Origin of the sequence: Pseudomonas sp. DSV-1, from assembly GCF_035830915.1 — a bacterium.
Taxonomy (GTDB): domain Bacteria; phylum Pseudomonadota; class Gammaproteobacteria; order Pseudomonadales; family Pseudomonadaceae; genus Aquipseudomonas.
Genome location: NZ_JAYMYG010000001.1, coordinates 288417 through 300843 on the forward strand (window position 1 = coordinate 288417; position 12427 = coordinate 300843).

Annotated in this window: 10 protein-coding genes; 7 read left to right on the plus strand and 3 right to left on the minus strand. The window is 60.0% G+C overall.

The features are described from left to right. Window positions 1–127 precede the first annotated feature (127 nt). The 3 genes from VSQ83_RS01375 to VSQ83_RS01385 all read right to left on the minus strand — a co-directional run bounded on the left by VSQ83_RS01375 (window position 128) and on the right by VSQ83_RS01385 (window position 3687). The gene (locus VSQ83_RS01375; protein ID WP_219262856.1) at window positions 128–2029 is read right to left on the minus strand and encodes a PhoX family protein; all 1902 of its coding nucleotides are present in this window, start codon (window positions 2027–2029) and stop codon (window positions 128–130) included. A 95-nt stretch (window positions 2030–2124) separates the two neighbouring features. Then, entirely contained in the window at window positions 2125–2889 is a 765-nt protein-coding gene (locus VSQ83_RS01380; protein WP_326425111.1) for a TOBE domain-containing protein, read from the minus strand. A 57-nt stretch (window positions 2890–2946) separates the two neighbouring features. After that, a complete protein-coding gene (locus VSQ83_RS01385) occupies window positions 2947–3687 on the minus strand; it encodes a ComF family protein (protein WP_219262858.1) in 741 nt (246 codons plus the stop codon). A gap of 87 nt (window positions 3688–3774) precedes the next feature. Between VSQ83_RS01385 and bioB the strand changes: the two genes are divergently transcribed. The 7 genes from bioB to VSQ83_RS01420 all read left to right on the plus strand — a co-directional run bounded on the left by bioB (window position 3775) and on the right by VSQ83_RS01420 (window position 12353). After that, window positions 3775–4830, plus strand: a complete 1056-nt coding sequence (gene bioB / locus VSQ83_RS01390; RefSeq protein ID WP_133075273.1) for a biotin synthase BioB — start codon at window positions 3775–3777, stop codon at window positions 4828–4830. A 113-nt stretch (window positions 4831–4943) separates the two neighbouring features. Beyond that, entirely contained in the window at window positions 4944–6116 is a 1173-nt protein-coding gene (gene bioF / locus VSQ83_RS01395) for an 8-amino-7-oxononanoate synthase (protein ID WP_326425113.1), read from the plus strand. Next, window positions 6109–6840 (plus strand): alpha/beta fold hydrolase, encoded by a 732-nt coding sequence (locus VSQ83_RS01400; protein WP_133075275.1) that lies wholly within the window; start codon window positions 6109–6111, stop codon window positions 6838–6840. The genes bioF and VSQ83_RS01400 overlap by 8 nt, the downstream gene beginning before the upstream one ends. After that, window positions 6833–7645: a malonyl-ACP O-methyltransferase BioC gene (bioC, locus tag VSQ83_RS01405; protein ID WP_133075276.1), complete on the plus strand. Its 813-nt coding sequence runs from the start codon at window positions 6833–6835 to the stop codon at window positions 7643–7645. Before VSQ83_RS01400 ends, bioC begins: the two co-directional genes overlap by 8 nt. Continuing rightward, the gene (bioD, locus tag VSQ83_RS01410) at window positions 7642–8322 is read left to right on the plus strand and encodes a dethiobiotin synthase (protein ID WP_133075277.1); all 681 of its coding nucleotides are present in this window, start codon (window positions 7642–7644) and stop codon (window positions 8320–8322) included. Before bioC ends, bioD begins: the two co-directional genes overlap by 4 nt. Before the next feature lie 175 nt (window positions 8323–8497). Further along, on the plus strand, window positions 8498–10303 hold the full coding sequence (locus VSQ83_RS01415) for a phenylacyl-CoA dehydrogenase (protein WP_133075278.1): 1806 nt from the start codon (window positions 8498–8500) through the stop codon (window positions 10301–10303). A 271-nt stretch (window positions 10304–10574) separates the two neighbouring features. Then, window positions 10575–12353: an acyl-CoA dehydrogenase C-terminal domain-containing protein gene (locus tag VSQ83_RS01420; RefSeq protein WP_219262862.1), complete on the plus strand. Its 1779-nt coding sequence runs from the start codon at window positions 10575–10577 to the stop codon at window positions 12351–12353. Window positions 12354–12427: the final 74 nt, after the last annotated feature.

Consider the following 12427-nt stretch of genomic DNA (forward strand, 5'->3'; position numbering starts at 1 on the left):
AGGGCAGGTTAATGCACCGGCCTGTGGGAGCGGGCTTGGTCGCGATGCAGTCCTTGCGGTGTATCAGGCAAACCGCGTCGACACTGTCGCGGGCAAGCCCGCTCCCACAAAAGCGGGTTCAAGCTTTCTACGCGCCGACGATACCGCCGTCTTCCCGGCTGATGGCCATGACCGATGAGCGCGGTTTGCCGTTGGGCAGGTGTTCGGGGAAGGTGGAACCGCCGTTCTCGCCAGGGTGCTGAATGCCCACGAACAAGGTTTTGTGGTCGGGCGAGAAGCTGATACCGGTGACTTCGCAGCCCACCGGGCCAACCATAAAACGGCGGATTTCACCGCTGACCGGGTCGGCGCACAGCATCTGGTTATTGCCCATGCCTGCAAAGTCGCCGCTGTTGCTGGCATCACCGTCGGTCAGGATCCACAGGCGCCCTGCGTCATCGAATCCCAGGCCGTCGGGGCTGTTGAACATGTTCTGCGGGTTGATATTGGCGGAGCCGCCCTTGGGTTGTTTACCGTGTACGGCCGGATTGCCCGCCACGACGAACAGGTCCCAGTCGAAGGTGTCTGAGCCGTGATCGGCATTGCGCGCTTTCCAGCGCAGGATCTGCCCGTAGACGTTTTTCTCCCGGGGATTGGGGCCGCCGACCGGTTGCCCGTCTTCGCCGCGCTTGACGTTGTTGGTCAGGGTGCAATAGACCTGGCCGTCCTTGGGGCTGACCACGATCCATTCCGGGCGGTCCATGCGGGTGGCGCCGACGGCGCTGGCGGCCATGCGTGCATGGATCAACACGTCGGCCTGGCTGGCAAAGCCGTTCGCGGCATCAACGCCGTTTTTGCCGTGGGTCAGTTCAATCCACTGACCGTGACCCTTGGGGCGATCAGGGTTGCTGTCGCCAGCGTCAAAGCGCGCCACATACAGCGTGCCGTGGTCCAGCAGGTCGCGATTGGCCTTGGGGTTCTGGTGGTCGATCTTGTCGCGGCTGATGAATTTGTAGATGAACTCGCCGCGCTCGTCGTCGCCCATGTACACCACGGCACGGCCGTCGCCGGTTTCGGCCAGGGCGGCGTTTTCGTGTTTGAAACGGCCCAGTGCGGTGCGTTTGACCGGTGTTGAAAGCGGGTCGAACGGATCGATTTCAACGACCCAGCCGTGGCGATTGAGTTCGTTGGGGTTGAGTGCCATATCGAAGCGCGGGTCGTGCTGGTGCCAGTTGATGTCTTTGCTGGCCGCGACCACGCCATAGCGCTTTTGCGCGGCATCGAACGCTTGCTTCGGGTCGGAGCTGCCGAAGCAATCGGTGAAGTTTTCTTCGCAGGTCAGGTAGGTGCCCCACGGGGTTTTGCCATTGGCGCAGTTCTGGAAGGTGCCCAGTGCGCGGGTGCCGGTCGCGTCGGCCTGGGTGCGCAGCAACTCATGACCGGCAGCGGGGCCGCTCAGGCGAATGGGCGTGTTGGCGTGGATACGTCGGTTGAAGGGAGAGCCCTGGACAAACTGCCAGCCGTCGCCCTTGCGCTGGATCTCGATCACCGACACGCCTTCAGTGGCCTGGGCCTTGTGCACTTCTTCTGCAGAAACAGGTGAACCGCCATGGGGGAAGAGGTAGCGGTAGTTGGTGTATTCGTTGTTGATCGCCATCAGGGCGCGGTTCGGATCATCCGCGAAGGCGAACAGGCTCATGCCGTCGTTGTTGTCGCCAAACTGTACTTCCTGGGCGCTGGCAGTGCCGTTGCCGGAAGGATCAAACACCGGGCCGTCGGCTTGCAGCGGCTGCCCCCAACTGATTAGCACCGAGGAGCGATAGCCGGGTGGCAGGCTGATGGTGTCAGTGGTGGCCGCATTGATGCTGTCGAAGCCCAGCAGGTTGCTGTTGGCGGCGCTGACACCGGCTGCCAGGGCACTGCGACTGAGCAGGCCACCGCCTAGAAACATCGCTGCGCCGCACAGGGCGCCAGCACTGATAAAGCCGCGACGACTCAGGCCAATGATCTGCTCAAGGTCGGTGGATTGGTTTTCTTCTAATAGGCTCATGGCTGGCTTGGCTCTTGACGGTTTTGGCAAACACCATAAGCAGCGGGTATGACAGAGATGTTTCAGTCGGGAGCGGATGCGGGAGCTGGTGACACTTACAGCGCGGTGCCCAGCAATACCAGCGATGGCGCAAAGTGCACTTGGGCCTCGCTACCCTCGGTCAGCCCAAGTGTTTCGAGGTGTTGCGGTTCGGTCAGGGCACACAGGGTCTGGCCGCTGGGCAGGGTGATACGGACTTCGCTGGGGCCGTTGTCGATGTGCAGGATCTGCTCGATGCGTCCGTGCAGGTGATTGTGCTCGGCGTTGGAAGGGGATGCGGCATCCAGCAGTTGCAGCCAGCCTGCCTTGATCAACGCCACTGCCTGGCTGCCGATTGCCAGTTCCAGGCGCAGGGTGCTGTCGCGGGTGATTTGTGCGTGAAGGGTCAGGCCACCGGGCAGTTCCAGCTGAATCAGATCGTTATGGCCGTGGCGGTGGATGGCAATGACGGTGCCGTGCAACTGGTTGCGGGCGCTGGTGCGCAGCATCAGGCGTCCCAGCAGGTCGAGGTCCTGAATGTCTTCGGCGGCGTCCAGCACCTGGGTTTGCAGCGCCTGCAGACGCTGATATAGCCGCAACACCCGCTCACCGGCCACGGACAGTCGAGCGCCGCCGCCGCCTTTGCCGCCGATGCTGCGCTCAACCAAGGGGGTTTGCGCCAGGTTGTTCAGTTCATCAATGGCATCCCACGCGGCTTTGTAGCTGATACCGGCGCTTTTGGCGGCGGCCGTGATCGAGCCTTGGTCAACAATGTGCTGCAGCAGCGCGATGCGTTGCGGGCGACGGACCATGTGTTGGGCGAGGAGGGCGGGCAGGTGCATGACGGAGAATTCACAAGGCAGGACGTGCCCGGAAAGTGCCTGCTCAACCGGGTGGCGTCAAGGAGGCCCGTCGGGTTTTGGCGTGCGGGCCAGGCAATACACATCGACCCGCCTGGCCCCGGCCTTGACCAGCAGCCGGGCCAGGCTCTGCGCCGTGGCGCCGGTGGTCAGCACGTCATCTACTAGCGCCAGGTGCAACCCGGTGACCTGCACGCCCGGTGCCAGCCTGAATGCTTGCAACACGTTGCGCTTGCGGTTTTTGGCGTCCAGGACTTGCTGCGCGTCCGTGTCCTGGGTACGCAGCAGCCAGTGCTCGTGTCGAGGGATGTTCAGCGCAGCACTTAGCCACTGGGCGAGCAGGGCGGCCTGGTTATAGCCGCGCTGGCGCAGACGTTTGCTGGACAAGGGCACCGGCAGCAGGAAGTCGGGTCGCGGGCTGCCGGAGTTGAAGGCATCGAGCAGCGATTGGCCGAGAAGTTCGGCTAAAAGTCGTCCATAAGGCCACTTGCTGTGATGTTTGAAACGGATGATCAGACTGTCGATCGGAAAGCCGTACACCCAGGGTGCATGCACTTGCTCATAGGCTGGCGGCTGCTTGATGCAGTGGGCGCATACCAGCCCGGCCATCGGTAATGGCAATGCGCAGCGCTTGCAGCGATCAACCAGCCAGGGCAATTCCAGTTCGCAGGCGGCACACAGGGCATAGGGTGTGCAGCAGTGCTCATCACACAACAAACAGGATTGGTTATTAAATAACCAGATGTAAACCAGCTTGATCCATTGTGGTTGACAGTTCATGTCACATCCTTAAACATGCCGACATCCGTGCCGTGCCTGGGGCGTTTGCCTCAGGTTCAAGTCTAAGCATAAACAAGAGAAACGCCGATGAGCGCCAGCAGCCTTGCCAACGTGCGACATGATTGGTCTTTAGCCGAGGTCCGGGCGATGTTTACCCAGCCCTTCAATGACCTGCTTTTCGAAGCGCAGACCGTTCATCGCAAGCACTTCAATGCCAACCGGGTACAGGTTTCGACGCTGCTGTCGATCAAGACCGGCGCCTGCCCGGAAGATTGCAAATATTGTCCGCAGTCGGGCCACTACAACACTGGCCTGGCTAAAGAGAAGTTGATGCAGGTGCAGAAGGTGCTGGAAGAAGCACAGCGGGCCAAGTCCATCGGCGCTACCCGTTTCTGCATGGGCGCCGCGTGGAAGCACCCGTCGGCCAAAGACATGCCCTACGTACTGGAAATGGTCAAAGGGGTGAAGGCCATGGGGCTGGAAACCTGCATGACCCTGGGCAAGCTCGATCAGGAGCAAACCGCAGCGTTGGCCCACGCAGGTCTGGATTACTACAACCACAACCTCGACACCTCGCCCGAGTTCTACACCAGCATCATCACCACCCGTACTTACAGCGAACGCCTGCAAACCTTGAGTTACGTGCGTGATAGCGGGATGAAAATCTGCTCCGGCGGGATTCTGGGCATGGGCGAGTCGCTGGACGACCGCGCCAACCTGCTGATCCAGTTGGCCAATCTGCCTGAGCACCCCGAGTCGGTGCCGATCAACATGCTGGTGAAAGTGGCCGGCACGCCGATGGAAAACGCAGAAGACATCGACACGTTTGACTTCATCCGCATGCTGGCGGTGGCGCGGATCATGATGCCGCACAGCCATGTACGCCTGTCGGCGGGCCGTGAGGCAATGAACGAGCAAATGCAGGCACTGGCGTTCTTTGCCGGGGCCAACTCGATTTTCTACGGCGACAAATTGCTGACCACGGCCAACCCTCAGGCGGACAAGGACATGCAGCTGTTCAGCCGTCTGGGCATCTTGCCCGAGGCGGGTGAAGACCATGCGGACGAGGTGCATCAGGCCGTGATCGAGCATGCGCTCAGGGATCAGAAATCCAGCGAGCAGTTTTATAACGCTGTGGTTTAACCCACACATTCCCGTAGCCGCTGCCGCAGGACCTTCGCTTTCAATACCGAAGCCGGGGCCGCTTCGCTGCCCATCGCAGCGTGCGGCAGCGGCTACAAGGGATTACAGTCAGCATGCCATTTGATCTAAACGCCCGCCTGGCCGTTCGCCGTGCCGACAATCTGTACCGTCATCGACCGCTGCTGGAAAGCCCTCAAGGGCCGCAAGTGGTGGTCGACGGGCAGCCTTTGCTCGCCTTCTGCAACAACGACTATCTGGGGCTGGCCAATCATCCGCAGGTCATCGAAGCCTGGCAGGCCGGTGCTTCACGCTGGGGGGTGGGAGGAGGGGCGTCCCATCTGGTCATCGGCCACAGCACCCCGCATCACGCACTGGAAGAAGCCTTCGCCGAGTTCACCGGCCGTGAGCGGGCACTGCTGTTCAGCAACGGCTATATGGCCAATATGGGCGCCGTCACGGCGCTGGTGGGCCAGGGCGATACGGTGCTGGAAGACCGTCTGAACCATGCCTCGTTACTGGATGCCGGTTTGCTGAGCGGCGCGCGCTTCAATCGCTATTTGCATAACGACGCGGTCAGCCTGGCCAAGCGCCTTGAGAAAGCCTGCGGCAATACGCTGGTGGTGACGGATGGCGTATTCAGCATGGACGGCGATCTGGCCGACTTGCCTGCGCTGGCCCGTGAAGCCAGGGCCAAAGGCGCCTGGTTGATGGTGGACGATGCCCACGGCTTTGGCCCCTTGGGTGCCAATGGCGGCGGGATTGTCGAGCACTTCGGCTTGAGTGCGGACGATGTGCCGGTGCTGGTCGGGACGCTCGGCAAGGCATTTGGCACCAGCGGTGCATTTGTCGCGGGCAGCGAAGAGCTGATCGAAAGCCTGATCCAGTTCGCCCGGCCTTACATCTACACCACCAGCCAGCCCCCTGCCCTGGCCTGCGCAACGTTGAAAAGCCTTGAACTGCTGCGCACCGAGCATTGGCGACGTGAGCACCTGAACACCTTGATAGGCCAGTTTCGTCGTGGCGCCGAGCAAATCGGCTTGCAGTTGATGGACAGCTTTACCCCGATCCAGCCGATCATGGTGGGCGACAGTGGCCGGGCCATTCGCCTGTCGCAGAGGCTGCGCGAGCGCGGTTTGCTGGTGACGGCCATTCGTCCGCCAACCGTGCCTGCAGGCAGTGCACGCTTGCGCGTGACCTTGTCGGCCGCTCACACAGAGGCACAGGTGCAGCTATTGTTAAGTGCACTCGAAGACTGTTGGCAGACGTTGGAGCCAGATCATGCGTGATCGTTTGGTTTTGTTGCCGGGCTGGGGCCTGGGGGTGTCACCCCTGGAGCCTCTGGCCCAGGCATTGCGCGCTCTGGACGAGCACTTGCGGGTTGAGATCGAACCGCTGCCGGTGCTGCTGTCTGTCGATCTTGAAGACTGGCTCGACGAGCTCGATTCGACCCTGCCCGACAACGTATGGCTGGGCGGCTGGTCACTGGGCGGGATGCTCGCCAGTGAGTTGGCGGCACGCCGGGGCGACCGTTGCTGTGGCCTGGTGACATTGGCCAGCAACCCGAGTTTTGTCAGTCGCGAGGACTGGCCGAGCGCCATGCCCGTGTCGACGTTCGAACCGTTCCTCAGCGGTTTTCGCGATGCACCCAACACCACCCTCAAACGCTTTTGCCTGTTGTGCAGCCAAGGCTCGCCTGAGTCTCGGGCACTGGCCGGGCTGCTGTTGGGCGCAGCGCCCCACGCTCAACCCGATACCCTGCTGGCCGGTCTTGAACTGTTGGGCAAGCTGGATGCCCGTGATGCCTTGCAACGCTTTAGCGGGCCGCAACTGCATCTGTTTGCCGGGCTTGATGCGCTGGTGCCGGTGCAGGCAGCGACCGATGTGCTGGCGTTATTACCCGATGTCGAAGTGGGTCTGATTGAACAGGCCTGTCATGCTTTTTTACTGGAGGCTCCCCACGAATTGGCGGCGGCAATCCAGGCGTTTTTACACGAGTCGGGCGATGAATGATTTAAGTATTGCGATGCTTGCGGCCAGTTTGCCGGACAAGCGTCAGGTAGCGGTCTCGTTTTCCCGTGCGGCTGCCAGTTACGACAGTGTCGCCGAGCTGCAACGGGCCGTTGGCCATGAATTGATCGCCCGGCTGCCGGCCGGTCTCAGTCCGCAACGCTGGCTGGACCTGGGCAGTGGCACGGGCTATTTCAGTCGCGTGTTGGGTCAGCGTTTTGTCGATAGCCAGGGGCTGGCGGTAGACATTGCCCAGGGCATGCTGGCGTACGCCCGCCCACTGGGAGGTGCGCAACACTTCATTGCTGGCGATGCCGAAAGCCTGCCGCTGCAATCCAATAGTTGCGATGTGATTTTCTCCAGCCTCGCGCTGCAATGGTGTGCGGACTTCAGGGCGGTACTGAACGAGGCCCACCGTGTACTCAAGCCTGGCGGGGTGCTGGCGTTTGCCAGTTTGTGTGCGGGCACCTTGAGTGAGTTGCGCGACAGTTGGCGAGCGGTCGACGGTCAGGTTCACGTCAATCGTTTCCGTGAGTTCCAGACCTATGAGCAGTTGTGTGCCAACAGTGGAATGCAGGTGCTCGGCTTGCACAAACAGCCCCATGTGCTGCACTACGCTCAGGTTCGCCAGTTAACCCATGAACTTAAAGCGCTGGGTGCGCACAATCTGAACCCCGGTCGTCCTGAAGGATTGAGTGGCCGGGCGCGGCTTCAGGGGATGGTTGGCGCCTATGAGAAATTTCGTCAGCCGCTCGGGTTGCCGGCGACGTATCAAGTGGTCTACGGCATTTTGGAGAAAGCGCGATGAGCCCTGCGTACTTCATTACCGGTACTGATACCGATGTGGGTAAAACCACGGTGGCGGCAGGTCTTCTGTATGCCGCCCGCATCTCAGGGCTGAGCACTGCGGCGGGCAAGCCGGTGGCGTCCGGGTGTGAAATCACGCCACAGGGCCTGCGCAATGCAGACGCGCTGGCGCTGATGGCCGAAAGCTCGATCAAGCTCAGTTATGACGAGGTCAATCCGATAGCCTTCGAACCGGCTATCGCTCCGCATATCGCTGCGCGCGAAGCCGGGGTGGTGTTGACGGTTCGTTCGCTGCTGGAACCCATGCAGCACATTTTGGCCAGGCAGGCAGATTTCACCCTGATCGAAGGCGCGGGTGGCTGGCGCGTGCCGCTTTCAGGGCAAGACAGCTTGTCGGATTTGGCTCAAGCGCTGGATCTCCCGGTGATTTTGGTGGTGGGCGTGCGTTTGGGGTGTATCAGCCATGCGTTACTGACCGCCGAAGCGATTGCACGGGATGGCCTGCAACTGGCTGGCTGGGTGGCCAATATCATTGGTCCGAAAACTTCACGCCTGGAAGAGAACCTCGCCACGTTGGCCGAGCGTTTGCCCGCACCCTGCCTGGGTCGTGTGCCAAAGCTGAAATCGGCATCGGCGCAGTCCGTGGCTGAATATCTGCAACTGGATCTGCTGGACTGACAGCAGTTCCCACAAATCAATCCTCCTTTGCCTACGAGCCGACCTAAGACGAACGGCGGCTTCGCGCTGCTTGACAATAAATAGGCGTAAACGTATGTTTCAAACACCTGTTTGACCGCCATAACAAATCCACGCGGTCGTTCATCCCCGGATTCATCAGCAGAGGTTTATCGCTATGCCTGACTACAAGGCCCCCTTGCGTGATATTCGCTTCGTTCGTGACGAACTGCTCGGTTACGAAGCGCATTATCAGAGCCTGCCGGCTTGCCAGGACGCTACTCCAGATATGGTTGACGCCATTCTTGAAGAAGGCGCCAAGTTTTGTGAGCAGGTGCTGGCACCTCTGAACCGCGTGGGTGACATCGAAGGCTGCACCTGGAGTGAATCCGGCGTTAAAACCCCTACCGGTTTTAAAGAAGCCTACAAACAATTCGTTGAAGGCGGCTGGCCGAGCCTGGCCCATGACGTAGAACACGGCGGCCAGGGCCTGCCGGAGTCGCTGGGTCTGGCAGTCAGTGAAATGGTTGGCGCTGCCAACTGGTCGTGGGGCATGTACCCGGGCCTGTCCCACGGTGCGATGAACACCATCTCCGAGCACGGTACTCCCGAGCAGCAAGCCACTTACCTGAGCAAGCTGGTGACTGGCGAGTGGACCGGCACCATGTGCCTGACCGAATCCCATTGCGGTACTGACCTGGGCCTGTTGCGCACCAAGGCCGAACCTCAGGCTGACGGTTCATACAAGATTTCGGGCACCAAGATCTTCATCTCGGCTGGCGAGCACGACATGGCCGACAACATCGTCCATATCGTTCTGGCCCGCCTGCCGGATGCACCGGCTGGCACCAAAGGCATTTCGCTGTTCATCGTTCCCAAGTTCAACGCCAACGCCGATGGCAGCCTGGGTGAGCGCAACGCCGTGTCCTGTGGTTCGCTTGAGCACAAAATGGGCATCCACGGTAACGCGACCTGCGTGATGAACTTCGACGGCGCGACAGGTTTCCTGATCGGCCCGCCGAACAAAGGCCTGAACTGCATGTTCACCTTTATGAACACCGCACGTCTGGGCACCGCTTTGCAGGGCTTGTCCCACGCCGAAATCGGTTTCCAGGGCGGCCTGAAATACGCCCGTGACCGTCTGCAAATGCGTTCGCTGACCGGACCAAAAGCCCCTGAAAAGGCGGCTGACCCGATCATCGTTCACCCGGACGTACGTCGCATGCTGTTGACCATGAAGGCATTCGCCGAAGGCAACCGTGCGATGGTTTACTTCACCGCAAAGCAAGTCGACATCGTGAAATACGGCGTTGATGAAGAAGAGAAAAAGAAAGCCGACGCACTGCTGGCCTTCATGACTCCGATCGCCAAAGCGTTCATGACTGAAGTAGGTTTTGAGTCCGCCAACCACGGCGTTCAAATCTACGGCGGCCACGGCTTTATCGCTGAGTGGGGCATGGAGCAGAACGTTCGCGACAGCCGCATTTCGATGCTGTACGAAGGCACCACCGGTATCCAGGCACTCGACCTGCTGGGCCGTAAAGTGTTGATGACCCAAGGCGAAGCCCTCAAGGGTTTCACCAAAATCGTCCACAAGTTTTGCCAGAGCAACGAAGGCAATGAAGCGCTGAATGAATTCGTCACGCCACTGGCTGCACTGAACAAGGAATGGGGCGAGCTGACCATGAAGGTCGGTATGGCAGCCATGAAGGACCGTGAAGAAGTGGGTGCGGCTTCGGTCGATTACCTGATGTATTCCGGTTATGCATGCCTGGCGTACTTCTGGGCTGACATGGCCCGTCTGGCGGCTGAAAAGCTGGCGGCCGGCACGTCCGAAGAAGCGTTCTACAAAGCCAAGCTGCAAACTGCGCGCTTCTACTTCCAGCGCATCCTGCCGCGCACACGCGCACACGTTGCCACCATGCTGTCGGGCGCTGCCAACCTGATGGACATGAAAGAAGAAGACTTCGACCTGGGCTACTAAGTCCTGGCGGGTCATCTTGCAAAGCCGCTTCTCCTTTTGGGGAGGCGGCTTTTTTTTGGGTGGGCACATGTGGGAGCGGGCTTGCTCGCGATGGCATCACCACGGTCTTCCTGAAACACCGCGCCGCCTGAATCGCGAGCAAGCCCGCTCCCACAAAAAATATATGACCGTATGTATGTTTTCGGTCACAGCATGACCCTATGTATCGCCGTTGTCGTTAAGCTAGACTGGGTCCTACATTAATCGCCGTTTACAGATTACGAGGTTTGCCATGGCTGACTACAAAGCGCCCCTGCGCGATATGCGCTTCGTCCTCAATGAAGTGTTCGAGGTCGCTACACTTTGGGCGCAATTGCCTGCGTTGGCAGACACCGTGGATGCTGAAACGGTAGAAGCCATTCTTGAAGAGGCGGGCAAGGTCACCGCTAAAAGCATCGCGCCGCTGAGCCGAAGCGGTGATGAAGAAGGTTGTCACTGGGACAATGGTGCGGTGACCACCCCCGCAGGTTTCGTCGATGCCTATCGCACCTACGCCGAAGGCGGCTGGGTCGGCGTAGGCGGTGATCCACAGTTCGGCGGCATGGGGATGCCCAAGGCGGTGTCGGCCCAGGTCGAAGAAATGATCAACTCCTCCGGCCTGTCCTTCGGCCTGTATCCGATGTTGACCGCCGGCGCCTGTGTGTCGATCAACGCCCACGCCAGCGAAGAACTGAAAGCCACCTATCTGCCCAATATGTATTCGGGCGTGTGGGCCGGTTCCATGTGCTTGACCGAACCCCATGCCGGGACGGATCTGGGGATCATTCGCACCAAAGCCGAACCTCAAGTGGATGGCTCTTATAAAGTCAGTGGCACCAAAATCTTCATCACTGGCGGCGAACACGACCTGACGGAAAACATCATCCACCTGGTGCTGGCCAAATTGCCGGATGCGCCTGCCGGGCCCAAAGGCATTTCGCTGTTCCTGGTGCCGAAGTTCATGGTCAACGCCGATGGCAGCCTGGGTGATCGCAACCCGGTTACCTGCGGCTCGATTGAACACAAAATGGGCATTCAGGCGTCTGCCACCTGCGTGATGAACTTCGATGAAGCCGTCGGCTACCTGGTGGGCGAGCCCAACCGTGGCCTGGCTGCGATGTTCACCATGATGAATTATGAACGCCTGGGGGTTGGCATTCAGGGTCTTGCCTGCGGCGAGCGCTCATACCAGAACGCGGTTGAATATGCCCGCGACCGCCTTCAAGGGCGTGCTGCAACCGGCGCTCAAGCCCCGGGCAAAGTGGCGGATCCGATCATCGTGCACGCGGACGTGCGCCGCATGCTGCTGACCATGAAGGCTTCGAACGAAGGGGGTCGAGCCTTTTCGACGTATGTTGCCAATCAGTTGGACATTGCCAAGTTCAGCGAAGACCCATCGGCGCGTGAGCGGGCTGATGGCCTGGTTGCCTTGCTGACGCCTGTGGCCAAAGCCTTCCTGACGGATCTTGGGCTTGAAACCACGGTGCACGGTCAGCAAGTGTTCGGCGGTCATGGCTACATTCGTGAGTGGGGCCAGGAGCAACTGGTGCGTGATGTGCGTATTACCCAGATCTACGAAGGCACCAATGGTATCCAGGCGCTGGATCTGGTGGGGCGCAAGATCGTGGGTAACCAGGGTGTTTACTATCGCCAGTTCGCTGACGAGATTCGTCAGTTCATCGCCTCGGCCAACAGCGATCTGAATGAGTTCACCCAGCCATTGGCGTCGGCTTTGGACACACTTGATCAGTTGACAGCCTGGGTGCTGGACCGCTCGCAAAACAACCCGAACGAGATCGGAGCCGCATCGGTCGAGTACCTTCAAGTTTTTGGTTACACGACGTATGCGTACATGTGGGCGTTGATGGCCAGGGCCGCGTTGGGCAAAGAGGCCGATGAAGCCTTTTATGCCAGCAAACTGGGCACTGCACGCTTCTACTTCGCACGTTTGCTGCCGCGGATCCATTCATTGAGCGCGTCGGTGAAGGCGGGCAGCGATTCCCTTTATCTGCTGGACGAGGCACATTTTTAAAGGGTTTATTAATTTGTAAGCATTTGCTTACATTGCATGCTGACAATCTCCCATATCGCCAGATTGGATCCAGA